Origin of the sequence: Stenotrophomonas sp. STK17_22 (genome assembly GCF_051983905.1) — a bacterium.
GTDB lineage: Bacteria > Pseudomonadota > Gammaproteobacteria > Xanthomonadales > Xanthomonadaceae > Stenotrophomonas > Stenotrophomonas maltophilia_A.
Window position 1 is genome coordinate 3,360,605 of sequence record NZ_CP197010.1, and the last position, 16,251, is coordinate 3,376,855.

The window sequence follows — 16,251 nt, forward strand, 5'->3', positions numbered from 1 at the left end:
GCTAGTTCATTCAGGTAACTAGGATGGCACGTCAGGCCGCGCCCGCCAATCGCGCGGCTTCTTCCAGGTCCACGCTGACCAGGCGGCTGACGCCCGGCTCGCGCATGGTCACGCCCGACAGCTGGTGCGCGGCCTCCATCGTCGCTTTGTTGTGGCTGACGAACAGGAACTGCACCTTTTCGCTCATCTCCTTGACCATGTTGGCCAGGCGGCCGACGTTGGCTTCGTCCAGCGGCGCGTCCACCTCGTCCAGCAGGCAGAACGGCGCGGGGTTGAGCTGGAAGATGGCGAACACCAGCGCCACCGCGGTCATCGCCTTCTCGCCGCCGGACAGCAGCGAGATGCTGGACACGCGCTTGCCCGGCGGACGCGCCATGATGGTCACACCGGTGTCGAGCAGGTCTTCACCGGTCAGTTCCAGGTAGGCATGGCCGCCACCGAACAGGCGCGGGTACAGCGCCTGCACGCCAGCGTTGACACGATCGAAGGTGTCCTTGAAACGACCGCGGGTCTCGCGGTCGATCTTGCGGATCGCATCTTCCAGGGTTTCCAGCGCGGTGGTCAGGTCGGTGTGCTGCGAATCCAGGTAGTCCGAACGCTGCGACGCCTCGCCGTACTCGTGGATGGCGGCCAGGTTGACCGGCTCCAGCCGGCGCATGCGGCCATCGATCTGGTGCACGGCCTGCTCCCAGTCACCCAGGCGGGCGTCCTCGGGCAGTGCGTTGAGCACGTCCTGCAGCACGAACCCGGCCTTCTCCACCGCGCCCTGCAGGGTATCCGCACTGAGCACCAGCGCCTGCTGGTCCAGCTTGCGCTGCGAAATACGCTCGCGCTGGGCCAGCGCCTGTTCGTCACGCTGGTGACGGGTCTGCTCGTAATTGCGCAGCTCGGCGTCGATGCCGTCCAGCAGCGTGCGCGCCTCGGTCAGCACGCGATCGGCCCGCACACGCTCTTCCAGTGCGTTCTGGTGCTCGGCCTGCAGCGACTCGACCGGCGAATCACCTTCGTCCAGCTGCGAATGCAGTTCGCCCAGTCGCGAATCCAGCTGCCCGCGCTGGGTGCCCATGCGTTCCAACGCCTGGCTCAGTGAAGCCAGCTGCGCACGCTGCGATTCCAGGGTCAGGGCCAGCGAATGCGAGCGCTCACGCACCGCACGTGCAGCATCGCGTGCCAGGTCGCGGGCCTCGGTCAGCTGGCGGCGCTCGCCCTCCAGCCGCTGCCGGGTCGATTCCAGGTCGCCCATGCTGCTGACCGCGTTTTCCAACCGCGAGCGCGCTTCACGCGCCTGCTCGTTATTGGCTTCCAGCGTTTCCTGCAGCTGCTTCAGTTCGCCTTCGATGCGGTCGATGCGCGTGCGCGCCGCCTCCACCTTGCCCTGCTGCCCCTGCAATTGGCCAGCCAGTTCAGAGACCGCACGATGGGCCTGGTACAGCGCACGCTGTGCGTCTTCGCGGTGCTGCTCGGCGGCCTGCAGTTGCTCACGGAAACCACTCAGCTGTTCTTCCAGCTCGGCTTCGCGATCCTGCAGTTGCTCGATCTGCTCGCGCAGCTCGTTGATCTCACGTTCGCGCAGCAGCGCGCCCTGCTGGGCCGCACCAGAGCGCGATACACGCAGCCAACCCTGGCCCAGGCGTTCGCCGCTCTGGGTGATGATCGAATCGCCTTCCGGAAGGTTGGCCTGCAGGGCCTTCGCCTCGGACAGGTCCTTGGCACCATGCAGGTGCGCAAGCAGGCGACGGATCGCGGCCGGGCCACGCACGCGGGCCGCCAGCGAAGTCGGTGCAGCCTTGACGTCGGCACCCGCGCTGGCAACCAGCGCAATGTGGCCATCGCCGAGTTCGCCGAGGGCATCAACCAGGCTGCCCGGGTCATCGACCAGCACGCCTTCGATTAACTGGCCAAGCGCGCTTTCCACCGCATTTTCCCAGCCGGCATCGACGTCCAGACGTTCGCCGACACGCGCCGCCGAATCCAGCCCGCGCGCCTTCAGCCACGCCACGGCAGCGCCCTGCTCCTGGCCCAGCGCAGCCTGCTGCAGGGTTTCCAGCGAAGCCAGGCGACCGCGCAGGCCGTTGGCCTGCTTGCGCAGTTCGGCCAGTTCGTTCTGGCCATTGCGCTGCTGTTCCTGCACTTCCGCCACGCCCTGCTTGCGCAGCTCGACGTCTTCGCTCAATTCATCCAGCGCGGTCTTCTGCGTGTCGTGCTGCAGGTGCAGCTGCTCGAAAGCTTCTTCCAGCGCGTCCACGTCCAGCCCGGCGCGCTCAGCGGCCAGGGCCTCGCGACGGCGGTCGGCATCGAGGATCTGCTTGTCCAGGTAGTCCACGCGCGTGCGCTCGACATCTCCGGCGCGCGAGGCCTCCGAACTCTGCGAAGTGTGCTGTTCCCAGCGCTGCTGCCAGCTGGCCAGCCGGTCTTCGGCCTCGCGCAGGCTTTCCTGCTTTATCTCGTTTTCTTCCTGCAGCTCCTCCAGCTGCGGGTTGGCGGCCTCGACCGCTTCGCGCAGCACCATCAGCTTGGCCTCGTCGCCGCTGATGTGCTGGCCCAGTTCGGCCAGTGCCTGGCGGGTCTCGTCGCGCGCCTTGTGCAGGCGCTGCGACAGCTCGCGCTGGTGCTGGATCTGCTGTTCCAGGCGCGCCAGCGTGCTGCCGACCTGGTAGACCGCAGCCTGCGCGGTGTTCAGCGCATCGGCGGCCTCTTCGCGTCGAACGCGCGAGGTCTCGATGCGGGCCTCGGCGTCACGCTGGTCGGCGATCAGCTGCTGCAGCTTCGTCTCTTCCTGCGACAGCCCTTCGCGCAGCTTGGACAGGCGACCGTCCAACCCGCGGAACTCCAGGGCCTTCCACTCGGCATCCTTGACCCGGCGCTCTTCCTGCAGGGCCTGGTACTGCTCGGCCTGCTTGGCCTGGCGCTTGAGGTGCTCGAGCTGCTTGCTGATCTCGTCGCGCAGGTCGCCCAGCCGGTCCAGGTTCTCGCGGGTGTGGCGGATGCGGGTCTCGGTCTCCTTGCGGCGCTCCTTGTACTTGGAGATGCCGGCCGCCTCTTCCAGGTACACGCGCAGGTCTTCCGGGCGCGCCTCGATGATCTGGCTGATCATGCCCTGCTCGATGATCGAGTAGCTGCGCGGGCCCAGGCCGGTGCCGAGGAACAGGTCGGTGATGTCGCGGCGACGGCACTTGGTGCCGTTGAGGTAATAGTTGCTGGTGCCGTCGCGGCTGACCGTGCGCTTGACCGAGATTTCGTTGAACGAGGCGTACTCGCCGGAGATCGTGTGGTCCGAATTATCGAAGATCAGCTCGACGGTGGCCTGCGAGACCGGCTTGCGGGCATTGGAACCGGAGAAGATCACGTCGGTCAGCGAGTCGCCGCGCAGGCGGCTGGCCGAGCTCTCGCCCATGACCCAGCGCACGGCGTCGATGATGTTCGACTTGCCGCAGCCATTGGGCCCCACCACGCCGGTCATGTTGGTCGGCAGGTGCAGGGTGGTCGGATCGACGAACGACTTGAAGCCGGACAGCTTGATCGTGGAAAGACGCATAGGGGTTCCGGACTGGGGCCGGCAAGCGGCCTGCGTTTACCCTCCAAGCCATTGATCCTGTTGGGATCGATGCCCGTGGAACGGGTGTGACGCCCTGAGTATACCGATGTGGACGTGTTCTACGAATGGGCGTGAAACATTGTCCAGCCCTGCCTCGTCGGCCGGACGTCGCTCGACACCCCGAACCGGAGCCATAAAACAAAACGGGCACCCTTGCGGGCGCCCGTTCTGCGGTGATTCCAGGCCTTGCGGCGTGGGATCAGGCTTCGGCGACGACGACGACCTTGACGGTGGTCTCGACGTCGGCGTGCAGGTGGACCAGTACGTCGTATTCGCCGATGTTGCGGAAGGCGCCTTCGCCCAGGATGACTTCGCTCTTTTCCAGCGGCAGGCCGGCGGCGGTGAAGGCCTCGGCGATGTCGCGCGGGCCAACCGAGCCGTACAGCTTGCCTTCGGTCGAAGCGTTGGCGGCGATGGTCACGCTCGCGCCTTCCAGCTTGGCCTTGCGGCCTTCAGCGTCGGCGTGGATGGCCTGGGCCTTGGCTTCGTATTCGGCGCGCTTGGCTTCGAACTCGGCCTTGTTGCTCTCGGTGGCCGGCACGGCCTTGCCCTGCGGCACGAGGAAGTTACGGCCGTAGCCCGGCTTCACGTCGACCAGGTCGCCCAGGTTGCCGAGGTTGGTGACTTTCTGCAGGAGGATCAGCTGCATGGTATTGCTCCAGATAAGTTATTCGTTAGCGAGGCGATGCCCCGCAACAAAGGCTGTCCGAATAGCTGGCACAGCGGGGGCGGCGCCGGGCCGCCCCGCTGGCATCAGACGTCGTGGTTGTCGGTGTACGGGATCAGGGCCAGGAAGCGAGCGCGCTTGACGGCGGTCGCCAGCTGGCGCTGGTACTTCGACTTGGTACCGGTGACGCGGCTCGGCACGATCTTGCCGTTCTCGGTCAGGTACTGGCGCAGGGTGTTGAGATCCTTGTAGTCGATCTCCTTCACACCTTCAGCAGTGAACTTGCAGAACTTGCGGCGACGGAAGAACTTGGACATGGGAAGGCTCCTTAGGCGGCGGAAGCGGCGTCGTCGCCGGCTTCGTTGTCAGCGGTGTTGTTGGACTCGCCTTCTTCGTCGTCACGACGACGGCGCTCACCGCGCTCCGGCTTGTCACCCTTCTCGTCCTTGCTCTTCATGATCAGCGACTGCTCGGTGTCAGCCTCGTCACGCTTGATGACCAGGTTGCGCAGCACGGCGTCGTTGAAGCGGAAGCTTTCGGTCAGTTCGTTCAGAACGGCCTGGTCGGCTTCGATGTTCATCAGCACGTAGTGGGCCTTCACCAGGTTCTGGATCGGGTACGCCAGCTGGCGGCGGCCCCAGTCTTCCAGACGGTGGATGGTGCCGTTGCCGTTCTCGACCAGCGACTTGTAGCGCTCGATCATGGCCGGGACCTGCTCGCTCTGGTCCGGGTGGACCATGAACACGATTTCGTAATGACGACTCATGTTTTTTTTCTACCTTTCGGATGTGGCCTTGCGGCCGGACAGCCCCCCGCCGTTGATACCGCGGTGGGGCAAGGATTCCCGCCGGGGAGGCAGGAAGCCGCGCATTATGGCGCAGATGGGGGTGCCGGGCAACCGGCGGGCCACAGGGCAACCTGAACCGGGCTACCCCAGATCCACATGAAGGCGGTGCTGGCCGCATTCCAGGCACTGGAACAGGCAGCCAATCATCTCCCCGTCCCGGCTCAGGTGTTCCAGCACCCAGTCGGCGTCGCGCGGGTTGACCTCAACCACGTCGGGCCGGACCTCGTCGAGGATGGGCTGGAGGTCCTCGCTACCGGCGTAACCGAGGAAGGCGCAGGGCCGCTCACAATGGCTGAGCCAGACCGACTGCTGCCAGGACGGGTAGCCCGGGGTGCGCTCGCAGATCTCCAGCAGCAGCTCGCGGGCGATGGTCGGCGGCGGATCGGCCGGATCCGGGGATACCCCCTCGATATCGCTCCAGCCGGTGAATTCACCCTCGTAACTGGCCGCCGCCCTGCCATCGGCGATACACCAGGGGCACAGGTAATCGGGGCTCAGAACGGAGTAGAACGGCCCCCGGTAGCGCAGTGTGCGCGGCTGACCACAGCAGTCGCAGACCCCGTCGACCTCTTCGAAGGAGAGGGCGTAGGCGTTGGGGTGATAAATGAAAAGCGGTCGTTCCATCCGTGGATCCCTTCCCCTGCCGACCAAGGTCGGCATCTACCACCGCCCGGCCATGCCCGGCGGACGCCAGAACCAGCCCTCAGGCCTTGTCGGCGTCGGTGGTGAAGCTTTCACCGCAGCCACACTCGGCGGTGGCGTTCGGGTTGCTGAACGTGAACGTTTCGCTCAGGCCGTGCTTGCCGAAGTCGATCACGGTGCCGTCCACCAGCGCCAGGCTCTTGGCATCGACATAGATCTTCACGCCGTCCTGGTCGAACACGGTATCGCCCTCGCGCTCGTCGCGGGCCAGGTCGGTGATGTGACCCCAGCCCGAGCAACCGGTCTTGGTCACGCCGAAACGCAGGCCCAGCGCGCCGGGGGTCTGGGCGACAAAGCGCTGCACGCGCTCGAAGGCAATGGGGGTCAGGCTGACGGCCATGGGGCTACTCCAGAGGTACGGGGACATTATAAGGAGCCGTTGCCACGAAAAATGCCTCGCAAGCAGAACGCTGCAACCGGTAAACTCCCGTGTTCACAGATCGAGTCGATCAGCAGAGGATTCAAGTCATGACGGTGGTCAGCGTTGAACATGCGCTTGCCGGGAAGATCCCGGAAGGCGGCGAAGTCACGGTACGCGGATGGGTGCGCACGGTGCGCGGTTCAGCGAATCTGGCTTTCGTGAATGTGAGCGACGGCTCCTGCTTCGCCCCGATCCAGGTCGTGGCCGGCGACAGCCTGGCCAACTTCGATGAGATCAAGCGCCTGACCAGCGGCTGCTCGGTCATCGCCACCGGCACTCTGGTGAAGTCGCAGGGCAAGGGCCAGTCGTTCGAGATCCAGGCCAGCGCGCTGGAAGTGGTCGGCTGGGTCGAAGACCCGCTCACCTACCCGATCCAGCCCAAGCCGATGTCGCCGGAGTTCCTGCGCGAAGTGGCGCACCTGCGCCCGCGCACCAACCTGTTCGGCGCGGTCACCCGCATCCGCAACTGCCTGGCCCAGGCCGTGCACCGTTTCTTCCACGAGAACGGCTTCAACTGGATCAGCACCCCGATCATCACCACCTCCGACGCCGAAGGCGCCGGCCAGATGTTCCGCGTGTCCACCCTGGACATGGTGAACCTGCCGCGCGATGAGAAGGGCGCGATCGATTTCAGCCGCGACTTCTTCGGCAAGGAAACCTTCCTGACCGTGTCCGGCCAGCTGAACGTCGAGGCCTACTGCCTGGCGCTGAGCAAGGTCTACACCTTCGGCCCGACCTTCCGCGCCGAGAACAGCCACACCACCCGCCACCTGGCGGAGTTCTGGATGATCGAGCCGGAAATCGCCTTCGCCGACCTGGCCGAAGACGCACGCCTGGCCGAAGAGTTCCTGAAGTACCTGTTCCGTGCGGTGCTGAACGAGCGCAGCGACGACCTGGCCTTCATCGCCGAGCGCGTGGACAAGAACGCGATCACCAAGCTGGAAGAATTCATCAACGCACCGTTCGAGCGCATCGACTACACCGATGCGGTCAGCCTGCTGCAGAAGTCCGGCAAGAAGTTCGACTTCCCGGTCGAATGGGGCCTGGACCTGCAGACCGAGCACGAGCGCTGGCTGACCGAAGAACACGTCGGCCGCCCGGTGGTGGTGACCAACTATCCGGAGCACATCAAGGCCTTCTACATGCGCCTGAACGACGACGGCAAGACCGTTGCCGCGATGGACGTGCTGGCCCCGGGCATCGGCGAGATCATCGGCGGCAGCCAGCGCGAAGAGCGCCTGGAAGTGCTGGACGCGCGCATGGCCCAGTTCGGCCTGGATCGTGAGCACTACAGCTGGTATCGCGATTTCCGCCGCTATGGTTCGGTGCCGCACGCCGGCTTCGGCCTGGGCTTCGAACGCCTGGTGGTGTACGTCTGCGGGCTGTCCAACATCCGCGATGCGATCCCCTACCCGCGCGCCCCGGGCAGCGCGGACTTCTAAGCCCCACACGACCACGGAGGTACCGCTCCCATGACCCTGTTCTTCGCCCTCTGTTTCGTCGGCGTTGCAGTGGCCGGGTTCAGTGCCTTCGTGATCTTCTGGCCGCTGACCCTGGTGCACGTACGCGATCGCCATCCGGCGCTCGCCGAGCGCTTCGGCAGCGGTGCCTTCCTCAAGCCCGATGCCCTGGCCTGGCTGCTGCGCCGTGACTATCGCCAGCAGCCGGACCGCTCGCTGTCCGGGCTGGCGACGCCGGCCTGGGTATCGCTGCTGACCCTGCTGGCCGGACTGGGCATGGCCGCCCTGCTCTGGCTGGCCTCGCTCTGGTAACACATCCATGAATGACATCACCGCCTCGCGCGACAGCTGGTGGCTGGCCAGCCTCGGCAACACCCTGATCTGGGCGCGCCTGCGCGTGCGCCCGGCCGGCACCGCCGAAGTGCTCGACAGCGATGGCAACACGCTGAGCTATGACAGCGAAGACACCGCGCGTTCGCAGCTGTTCGACGCCGAATTCGTCGAGTACGACGGCCTGGACGAGGAAGACGCGCTGGTGCGCGGCTTCAGCCTGCACGAAGTGCAGCCGCCGCAGGCCGACAGCGATGAGGGCCTGCGCGGCCGCATGATCCAGTCGCTGGGCGGGCGCGCCTGACCCCTGCATGTTCACCCCGCGCGCCTTCGCCGAGACCGACCTGCTCTGGCTGGACCGCCTGCTGGCGCGCGACCCGTTCGTTACCGTGCTCACGCCCGGCAGCGATGGCCTGCCGGAGCTGACCCGGATGCCGGTGCTGTACCGGCGACCAGATCGAACTGCGCGGCCACTGGGCGCGCGCCAACCCGCAGTCGCGCCACCGCGGCGCGGCCAAGGTACTGATCGATGGTCCGCATGGCTACGTCTCGGCCAGCTGGTATCCGGACAAGGAGCCCGCTGCGCGGGTACCCACCTGGAACTACGCCGCTGCCGAGCTGCGTGGCCAGCTGCAGACCCTCGACGATACCGAGGCGCTGGCCGAACTGGTCGGCGCGATCAGCGACCGCTTCGAAGCGAGTGTCGGCCAGGCCTGGCAGTTCGATGCCACGCGTGCCGAACATGGCCCGGAGCTGCGCGCCATCGTCGGCTTCCGCTTCCAGGTCGAACAGGTGCAGCTGAAGCTCAAGCTGAGCCAGAACCATCCCGATGCGAACCAGCGCGCGGTGATCGCCGAACTGGAACAGTTGGGCACCCCCGCTTCCACCGAGTTGGCGCAGTGGATGCGCTGGCACCGCGAACAGGCCGCCCGCAGCGACTGAACGCCCCAGATTCCCGCGACGACGCAGCCGGACGGCTGCGGCGAGCCCCCACCCGACGCCAGGGACCCATACATGAAAGACATCCACAAACTGCTGCAGAACAACCGCGACTGGGCCGACCGCATCGAGAAGGAAGACCCCGAGTTCTTCCACCAGCTGGCCAAGCAGCAGCACCCCGAATACCTGTGGATCGGCTGTTCCGATTCGCGCGTGCCGGCCAACCAGATCATCGGCATGGCCCCGGGCGAAGTGTTCGTGCACCGCAACGTCGCCAACGTGGTCGCCCACACCGACCTGAACTGCCTGAGCGTGGTGCAGTACGCGGTGGACCAGCTGAAGGTGAAGCACATCCTGATCGTCGGCCACTACGGCTGCGGCGGCGTGCATGCCTGCCTGCACAACACCCGCGTCGGCCTGGCCGACAACTGGCTGCGCCACGTTGGCGACGTGATGCAGAAGCACACCGGCATCCTTGATGCGATCGAGACCGACGAGCTCAAGCACGCACGCCTGTGCGAACTGAACGTGATCGAGCAGGTGGCCAACCTGTGCCGCTCGACCATCGTGCAGGACGCCTGGGCCCGCGGCCAGAAGCTGATGGTGCACGGCTGGGTCTACAGCCTGAAGGACGGACGCGTGCGCGAGATGGGCATCGACGTCGGTTCGCAGGAAGAGCTGCAGCCCGCCTATGAAAAGGCCCTGTCCTACGTCCCGCGCAAGGGCAAGCGCGACTGATCCCTTACGGATGACCACCATGCTCGCTTCGCCGATCAACCTGCACGCCTGGATCGAAGAAAACCGCCACCTGCTGAAGCCGCCGGTGGGCAACAAGATGATCGACAACGGCGACTTCATCGTGATGGTGGTGGGCGGGCCGAACTCGCGTACCGACTTCCACTACGACGAAGGCCCGGAGTGGTTCTACCAGCTCGAAGGCGAGATGGTGCTGAAGGTGCAGGAAGACGGCGCGGTGCGCGACATTCCGATCCGCGCCGGCGAGATCTTCCTGCTGCCGGCAAAGGTGCCGCACTCGCCGCGGCGCCCGCCCGGTGGTATCGGTCTGGTGGTCGAGCGCAAGCGCCTGCCGCACGAGATGGACGGCGTGATCTGGCACTGCGAGCGCTGCAACCACAAGCTGCACGAAGAGTATTTCCCGCTGCAGAACATCGAAACCGACCTGCCCAAGGTGTTTGCGCGCTATCACGCCAGCCTGGAACTGCGTACCTGCAGCGAGTGCGGGCACGTGGACCCGCTGCCGGCGCCAGCGGCGGGCTGAGCCATCGAACGGTAGTTCCCCACCTCGGTGGGCGCATGCTCGCCCCCGCTCTGGTAGATGCCCACCTTGGTGGGCGCTTGCTTGTACGTGCGCCAACCAAGGTGGGCGACTACCGGGTCAAGCGGCGCTGGCGTTGGGTTGGCAGCTACCGGGCCATGCCCCAAGCGCTACACTGGCGGTCCCGTTGCAGCCTGTTGCCCGACCATGTCCGACCTGCTCAGCCGCACCCACGCCATTGCCCTGGACGCCGCCGATCCGCTGCGCCCGCTGCGCAATGAATTCCTGATTCCGCGCCATGGCGGCGGCGAGCAGACCTACTTCGTCGGCAACTCGCTGGGCCTGCAGCCGCGTGGCGCGCAGGCGGCCGTGCAGGAAGTGATGAAGCAGTGGGGCGAGCTGGCGGTGGAAGGCCACTTCACCGGCCCGACGCAGTGGCTGTCCTACCACCGTCTGGTGAGCGCGCAGCTGGCCCGCGTGGTCGGTGCGCTGCCCAGCGAGGTAGTTGCAATGAACACGCTGAGCGTGAACCTGCACCTGATGATGGTCAGCTTCTACCGGCCCACGGCCGAGCGCCCGGTGATCCTGATGGAAGCCGGCGCATTCCCGACCGACCGCCACGCAGTGGAAGCACAGATCCGCTTCCATGGCTTCGACCCGGCCGAGTGCCTGGTGGAAGTGCAGCCGGACGAGGCCAACGGCACGATTTCACTGACCGCGATCGAGCATGCCATCGCCGAGCACGGTTCACGCCTGGCGCTGGTGCTGTGGCCTGGCGTGCAGTACCGCACCGGCCAGGCCTTCGACCTCGATGCGATCACCCGCGCCGCACGTCTGCAGAGCGCGCGTGTCGGCTTCGACCTGGCACACTCGGTCGGCAACCTGCCGCTGCGCCTGCATGACGTGGCCCCTGATTTCGCCGTGTGGTGCCACTACAAGTACCTCAACAGCGGCCCGGGCGCGGTTGCCGGCGCCTTCGTCCACGAGCGCCATCACCGCGACACCACCCTGCCGCGCTTTGCCGGCTGGTGGGGCCATGAGGAAGCCACCCGTTTCCAGATGGCGCCGCAGTTCACCCCGGCCATCGGCGCCGAGGGCTGGCAGCTGAGCAACCCACCGATCCTCGGCCTGGCCCCGCTGCGTGCATCGCTGGACCTGTTCGAGCGTGCCGGCATGGAAGCGCTGCGCAGCAAGTCGCTGGCGCTGACCGGCATGCTCGAAGCGCTGGTGCGCGCGCGCCTGTCCAGCGTGCTGGACATCATCACGCCGGCTGACCCGCAGCGCCGCGGCTGCCAGCTGTCGCTGCGCGTGATCGGTGGCCGCGAGCGCGGCCGTGCGCTGTTCGAACACCTGCGCGGCATCGGCGTGCTCGGCGACTGGCGCGAGCCCGACGTGATCCGTATTTCGCCCACCCCGCTCTACAACCGCTACCTGGACGTGCACCACTTCGTCGAGGAAGTGGAAGCCTGGGCCGGCCTCTAAGCCGGCCCCTCCCCTACTGCTGGACAGTTCGTTGATCGCACACGCTTCCCGCTCGTTGAGCATTATCGGTGCCGGCCTCGCCGGGTCCCTGCTGGCCATCCTGCTGTCACGCCAGGGCTGGCGCATCACCCTGTACGAACGCCGCGGTGATCCGCGCGTGGCCGATTACGAGAGCGGCCGCTCGATCAACCTGGCGTTGGCCGAGCGCGGGCGCAATGCGCTGCGCCAGGCGGGCGTGGAGGACGAAGTGATGGCGCGCGCGGTGATGATGCGCGGACGCATGGTGCACCCACGCGAGGGCGAACCGCAGCTGCAGCGCTATGGCCGTGATGACAGCGAAGTGATCTGGTCGATCCACCGCAGTGATCTGAATACCACGCTGCTGGAGCTGGCCGAACAGGCCGGCGCCACCGTGCACTTCCATCGCCGCCTGCACACCGTCGATTTCGATGCGGGTTACGCACGCTTCATCGATGACCGTGACGACAGCCCGCACGACATCCGTTTCGACACCCTGATCGGTGCCGACGGTGCCGGTTCGGCACTGCGTGCGGCGATGAACCGGCGCGCGCCGCTGGGTGAGGACATCGCCTTCCTCGACCACTCCTACAAGGAGCTGGAGATCCCGCCGGCTGCCGATGGCAGCTTCCGCATCGAGCGCAATGCACTGCACATCTGGCCGCGCGGCCACTACATGTGCATCGCCCTGCCCAACCACGAAGGCACCTTCACCGTCACCCTGTTCCTGCCCAACCAGGGCGATCCCAGCTTCGCCACGGTCAACACCGGCGCGCAGGCCGAGGCGCTGTTCGCGCGCGAGTTCGTCGACACCCTGCCGTTGATCCCGAACCTGCGCGCGGACTGGGAGCAGCATCCGCCGGGCCTGCTTGGCACGCTCACTCTGGAACGCTGGCACCAGCAGGGCCGCGCCGTGCTGATCGGCGACGCCGCGCATGCGATGGTGCCGTTCCATGGCCAGGGTATGAACTGCGCGTTCGAGGACTGCGTTGCGCTGGCCCGTCACCTGATGGAGGCCGATGATCTGGAAGGCGCGTTCGCCGCGTTCGAAGCCGAGCGCAAGCCAAATGCGCGCGCAATCCAGCAGATGGCGCTGGAGAACTACCTGGAGATGCGCGACCGCGTGGCCGATCCCGCCTTCCTGCTGCAGCGCGAGCTGGAACAGGAACTGCAGCGGCGCTGGCCGACCCGCTTCGTACCGCACTACACGATGGTCACTTTCCTGCACACGCCGTACGCCGAGGCGCTGCGCCGCACCGAACTGCAGCGCGACATGCTGGTGGCCGCCACCGCCGGTCACGATTCACTGGACAACATCGACTGGACCGCACTGGAAGCACAGATCCACGCGCAGCTGCCGGTCCTGGAGGGGGCGCACTGATGGCTGACAGCTTCCTGTTCTACGACCTGGAAACCTTCGGCCAGGACCCGCGGCGCACGCGCATCTCGCAGTACGCCGCGATCCGTACCGACGCCGATCTCAACGAAATCGACACGCCGGTCAGTTTCTTCGTGCGCCCGGCCGATGACCTGCTGCCCTCGCCGATGGCCACGCTGGTCACCGGCATCACCCCGCAGCAGGCACTGGCCGAGGGCATCAGCGAGGCCGAGGCCTTCGATCGCATCAACGAGCAGCTGTCGCGCCCCGGCACCTGTGCGCTGGGCTACAACACGCTGCGCTTCGACGATGAGTTCGTCCGCTACGGCCTGTTCCGCAACTTCCACGACCCGTACAAACGCGAGTGGCGCAACGGCAATTCGCGCTGGGACCTGCTGGACATGCTGCGGCTGATGCGCGCGATGCGCCCGGACGGCATCCAGTGGCCGCTGCGCGAGGATGGCGCCACCTCGTTCAAGCTCGAGCACCTGGCCGAGGCCAACAACGTGCGCGAAGGCGATGCGCACGAAGCGCTGTCCGACGTACGCGCCACCATCGGCATGGCACGCCTGTTCAAGCAGTCGCAGCCACGGCTGTGGGAGTACGCGCTGAAGCTGCGCGACAAACGCTTCGTCGGCAGCCTGCTGGACGTGGCCGCGATGAAGCCGGTACTGCACATTTCCATGCGCTACCCGGCCAGTCGCCTGTGCGCGGCCCCGGTGCTGCCGCTGGCCGCGCACCCGACCATCAACAACCGGGTGATCGTGTTCGACCTGGAAGGCGAGATCGACGATCTGCTGGAACTGCCGGCCGAGGTGATCGCACAGCGCCTGTACATGCGCGCCAGCGAGCTGCCCGAAGGCGTGGCGCGGGTGCCGCTGAAGGAAGTGCACCTGAACAAGGTGCCCGCGCTGATCGCCTGGAACCACCTGCGCGCCGATGACCACGCGCGCCTCGGCCTGGACGTGGCCGCGATCGAGGCCAAGGTGGAACGCCTGCGCGCGTTCGCCCCGCAGCTGGCCGAGAAGGCCCGGCAGGTCTACAACCAGCCCCGCACCGCCACCGTGGCCGATGTCGATGCCTCGCTCTACGACGGCTTCCTCGGCAATGGCGACAAGCCGCTGCTTGCGCTGGCACGCACCACCGCGCCGGAGCAGCTGGCCGCGCTGGAAGGCCGCTTCCGCGACCCGCGCCTGCCGGAGCTGCTGTTCCGTTACCGCGCGCGCAATCATCCCGACAGCCTCGCACCGGCTGAACGCCAGCGCTGGCAGGATTACCGCCGCCAGCGCCTGCTCGGAGACGGCGGGCTGGGCGAACTCAACCTGCCCCAGTACCAGCAGCAGCTCGATGCACTGGCCGCCGAAGCGCCCGACGACACGCGGCGCCAGGCCCTGCTGCAATCGCTGCGCGACTGGGGCCAGCACCTGCAGGAGACCTTGTGAGTACCTATTTCTCGGACGCCAGCTTCAAGTTCCTGCGCAGCCTGGCGCGGCATAACGACAAGGCATGGTTCAACGACCACCGCCAGCAGTATGAAGACCACGTGCGGCAGCCATTCCTGCGCCTGCTGGGTGACCTGCAGCCGGCGCTGGCCGAGGTCAGCGACCACTTCCGCGCCGATACCCGTGGCGTCGGCGGCTCGCTGTTCCGCATCCATCGCGACGCCCGCTTCTCCAACGACAAATCCCCGTACAAGACCTGGCAGGGTGCACGCCTGTTCCATGAGCGCCGCCGCGAGGTGGCCGCGCCCTCGTTCTACGTGCACCTGCAGCCGGGCGAGAGCTTCGTCGGTGCCGGCCTGTGGCATCCGGAACCGGAGACCCAGCGCCGCGTGCGCCACTTCATCCTCGACAACCCGGGCAGCTGGAAGGCCGCAGCGCATGCACCGGCCCTGCGCAAACGCTTCGACTTCGAGGAGAGCGAGAAGCTGGTGCGTCCGCCGCGCGGCTTCCCGGCCGACTTCGAATTCATCGACGACCTCAAGCACCGCAACTGGGTGATGTGGCGCTCGCTGGACGACGCCACCATGACCGGCCCGCGCCTGCTGTCCACGCTGGGCAAGGACCTGGCCGCGCTCGGCCCGTTCGTCGACTACCTGTGCGCGGCGCTGGACCTGGAATTCTGATGCCGTTGGCACAGCAACGCCGCACGCTGGGCCGCACCGGCCTGGCGGTTTCGCCGGTGGGCCTGGGCTGCTCCGGCTTCTGGGGGCATCGCCGCTTCCCGGAACAGTCGGCCGCGCACGTGGTCGAGCATGCACTGGCACAGGGCGTGAACCTGTTGGACACCGGCCACAACTATTCCGGTTTCCACGCCGAGCCGCGGCTGGGCCGCATCCTGCGCCCGTTGCTGAAGCGATACCCGCGCGAGTCGCTGGTGATTTCCAGCAAGGGCGGCACACTGACCGGCCAGGCCGGCGTCAGCGGCGCCGAGCAACGCAATTTCTCGCCGGCAGCCATCACTGCCAGCTGCGAGGCCTCGCTGCGCAACCTCGGCCTGGATTACCTGGATATCTACCAGCTGCACGGTGCCAGCCAGCACGACATCAACGATGACCTGCTGGCCGCGCTGCAACGCCTGCGCGAACGCGGGCTGATCCGGCACACCGGCATCAATACGCACACGGCATCGACCCTGCGCTGGATGATCGACCATCCCACGCTGTTCGACGTGGTGCTTCTGGACTACAACGCCCTGCAGCAGGACCGTGAACCCCTCATCGACCAGTTGCACGCAGTGGGCATCGGCGTACTGGCCGGCACAGTGCTGGCGCAGGGCCATCTGCTGCCACCACGCCCGCGCCTGCCACGACCGGCGGATGCCTGGTACCTGGCCAGGGCTTGGCTAAAACCGAGCAGCCGCACACTGATGCACAGCGCACGCAACATGCGGAAGACCCTGGCCGCCATCCGCAGCCAGCGCCCCGCCCAGACCGCCTTTGCCTACGCCCTGGGCCATCCCGGCGTGGCCAGTGGCATCCTGGGTACCACCCGCACCGCCAGCCTGGAAGAAGTACTGGCAACGCGGCTTGAGGCACTGACCGCAGCCGAACGCCAGCAGCTGGTGGACGCCTTCGGTGATGGCCGCGGATCTCCCAGTCATTGAGTCTTCACCCCATGCTGCTGCGGTTGCGGCA

At 66.7% G+C, this 16,251-nt stretch carries 16 protein-coding genes and 1 pseudogene; 11 read left to right on the forward strand and 6 right to left on the reverse strand.

The genetic code is table 11. The annotated features are described in order from the left end of the window. Nucleotides 1–31: 31 nt before the first annotated feature. The 6 genes from smc to ACSYS9_RS15800 all read right to left on the reverse strand — a co-directional run bounded on the left by smc (nt 32) and on the right by ACSYS9_RS15800 (nt 6,151). A complete protein-coding gene (smc, locus tag ACSYS9_RS15775; RefSeq protein ID WP_071227467.1) occupies nt 32–3,535 on the reverse strand; it encodes a chromosome segregation protein SMC in 3,504 nt (1,167 codons plus the stop codon). A gap of 259 nt (nt 3,536–3,794) precedes the next feature. Beyond that, nucleotides 3,795–4,244: a 50S ribosomal protein L9 gene (gene rplI / locus ACSYS9_RS15780; RefSeq protein ID WP_005410227.1), complete on the reverse strand. Its 450-nt coding sequence runs from the start codon at nt 4,242–4,244 to the stop codon at nt 3,795–3,797. 104 nt (nt 4,245–4,348) lie between these two features. Continuing rightward, nucleotides 4,349–4,579 carry a 30S ribosomal protein S18 gene (rpsR, locus tag ACSYS9_RS15785; protein ID WP_002804494.1) on the reverse strand — a complete coding sequence of 77 codons (231 nt, stop codon included), beginning with the start codon at nt 4,577–4,579 and terminating at the stop codon, nt 4,349–4,351. An 11-nt stretch (nt 4,580–4,590) separates the two neighbouring features. Then, on the reverse strand, nt 4,591–5,028 hold the full coding sequence (gene rpsF / locus ACSYS9_RS15790) for a 30S ribosomal protein S6 (RefSeq protein WP_005410228.1): 438 nt from the start codon (nt 5,026–5,028) through the stop codon (nt 4,591–4,593). A 162-nt stretch (nt 5,029–5,190) separates the two neighbouring features. Beyond that, on the reverse strand, nt 5,191–5,733 hold the full coding sequence (locus ACSYS9_RS15795) for a CbrC family protein (RefSeq protein ID WP_071227466.1): 543 nt from the start codon (nt 5,731–5,733) through the stop codon (nt 5,191–5,193). 79 nt (nt 5,734–5,812) lie between these two features. Next, nucleotides 5,813–6,151, reverse strand: coding sequence for a HesB/IscA family protein (locus ACSYS9_RS15800; protein ID WP_006376495.1), 339 nt, complete (start codon nt 6,149–6,151; stop codon nt 5,813–5,815). Between the two features lie 128 nt (nt 6,152–6,279). Here ACSYS9_RS15800 and asnS point away from each other — a divergent pair, with 128 nt between their 5' ends. The 11 genes and pseudogenes from asnS (at nt 6,280) to ACSYS9_RS15855 (ending at nt 16,220) form a co-directional block, all read left to right on the forward strand. Next, the gene (gene asnS, locus ACSYS9_RS15805) at nt 6,280–7,674 is read left to right on the forward strand and encodes an asparagine--tRNA ligase (RefSeq protein ID WP_071227465.1); all 1,395 of its coding nucleotides are present in this window, start codon (nt 6,280–6,282) and stop codon (nt 7,672–7,674) included. A gap of 30 nt (nt 7,675–7,704) precedes the next feature. After that, on the forward strand, nt 7,705–8,004 hold the full coding sequence (locus ACSYS9_RS15810; protein WP_005417403.1) for a hypothetical protein: 300 nt from the start codon (nt 7,705–7,707) through the stop codon (nt 8,002–8,004). 7 nt (nt 8,005–8,011) lie between these two features. Beyond that, nucleotides 8,012–8,326: a hypothetical protein gene (locus ACSYS9_RS15815; RefSeq protein WP_006453002.1), complete on the forward strand. Its 315-nt coding sequence runs from the start codon at nt 8,012–8,014 to the stop codon at nt 8,324–8,326. A gap of 7 nt (nt 8,327–8,333) precedes the next feature. After that, nucleotides 8,334–8,964 (forward strand): annotated as a pseudogene (locus ACSYS9_RS15820) (FMN-binding negative transcriptional regulator). A 72-nt stretch (nt 8,965–9,036) separates the two neighbouring features. Continuing rightward, nucleotides 9,037–9,699: a carbonate dehydratase gene (can, locus tag ACSYS9_RS15825; protein WP_014037740.1), complete on the forward strand. Its 663-nt coding sequence runs from the start codon at nt 9,037–9,039 to the stop codon at nt 9,697–9,699. Between the two features lie 19 nt (nt 9,700–9,718). Then, entirely contained in the window at nt 9,719–10,240 is a 522-nt protein-coding gene (locus tag ACSYS9_RS15830) for a 3-hydroxyanthranilate 3,4-dioxygenase (RefSeq protein ID WP_049422134.1), read from the forward strand. Between the two features lie 204 nt (nt 10,241–10,444). Further along, nucleotides 10,445–11,719, forward strand: coding sequence for a kynureninase (gene kynU, locus ACSYS9_RS15835; protein ID WP_071227463.1), 1,275 nt, complete (start codon nt 10,445–10,447; stop codon nt 11,717–11,719). 31 nt (nt 11,720–11,750) lie between these two features. After that, nucleotides 11,751–13,118 (forward strand): FAD-dependent oxidoreductase, encoded by a 1,368-nt coding sequence (locus ACSYS9_RS15840; protein WP_071227462.1) that lies wholly within the window; start codon nt 11,751–11,753, stop codon nt 13,116–13,118. Beyond that, entirely contained in the window at nt 13,118–14,557 is a 1,440-nt protein-coding gene (sbcB, locus tag ACSYS9_RS15845; RefSeq protein WP_071227461.1) for an exodeoxyribonuclease I, read from the forward strand. The genes ACSYS9_RS15840 and sbcB overlap by 1 nt, the downstream gene beginning before the upstream one ends. Then, a complete protein-coding gene (locus ACSYS9_RS15850) occupies nt 14,554–15,240 on the forward strand; it encodes a DUF2461 domain-containing protein (protein WP_032127674.1) in 687 nt (228 codons plus the stop codon). Before sbcB ends, ACSYS9_RS15850 begins: the two co-directional genes overlap by 4 nt. Next, nucleotides 15,240–16,220: an aldo/keto reductase gene (locus ACSYS9_RS15855; RefSeq protein ID WP_049422074.1), complete on the forward strand. Its 981-nt coding sequence runs from the start codon at nt 15,240–15,242 to the stop codon at nt 16,218–16,220. Before ACSYS9_RS15850 ends, ACSYS9_RS15855 begins: the two co-directional genes overlap by 1 nt. The last annotated feature ends 31 nt before the right edge of the window (nt 16,221–16,251 follow it).